Annotated in this window: 1 protein-coding gene; it reads right to left on the bottom strand. The window is 41.5% G+C overall.

The genetic code is table 11. The features are described 5' to 3' along the window. Positions 1-92 precede the first annotated feature (92 nt). Positions 93-485: a DUF956 family protein gene (locus I1A59_RS09480; RefSeq protein ID WP_196092496.1), complete on the bottom strand. Its 393-nt coding sequence runs from the start codon at positions 483-485 to the stop codon at positions 93-95. Between the last annotated feature and the right edge of the window lie 194 nt (positions 486-679).

Genomic DNA, 679 nt, shown 5'->3' with positions numbered 1-679 from the left:
AGGCTAATCGTAGCCTTGGTTTAGTCTAAAAAACAGCTTCAAAGGTACCTGGTGTCAAATAAAATCGCGCTAATTATTCTAGCCCATATTAATCATTTTTTCGGGACATAATCATCTTTGATTGACAGCGCTTGCTGAATTTTTTTCCAGGTCAATTGGACCAAGGTCGGTAGGCGAACGACTTTCTCGTCCCCGAGGTGTTGGCGAGCGATTTTGAGGATCCGGCCGGAGTCTGGGGAAGAGAAGCGGAAATTTCCTAAATCTGTCTTGACTTCAAAATGCCGACTCACCTTTCCACGACTAACATTAGCTCCAATGCTTTGGATATTTTCCCAAGGCATTTGAATAAAATCTTGCACATTCCGATCGCTATAGAATTCAAGGGCTTTATCACCAACCAAAAAATTTCCGACCTGCCCGCCGACTCCGAGATAGGATTGGCCTCTGGTTTGGAATTCAACGCTTGTATTAAGGGATTGAACCATATTTCCTCCTCGTAATATAAGTTTAGAGGGTTATTAAAACCCAGTTTGAACAATAATTGTATAAATACTTGACTATTGCAATGTTTCCCAGAACAATAGAGTTATGGAAAGGACTCATGGTTGTTTCTTATCCTCCTTGTTGCTCAGTCTTCATTACAAAGTCTGTTACCCAGCCCTTCATTTTACCTCCAACC

Origin of the sequence: Streptococcus sp. NLN76 (genome assembly GCF_015686645.1) — a bacterium.
Classification (GTDB): domain Bacteria; phylum Bacillota; class Bacilli; order Lactobacillales; family Streptococcaceae; genus Streptococcus.
Note: the sequence above shows the minus strand (reverse complement) of the source record. Positions and strands in the feature narration are given on the sequence as shown.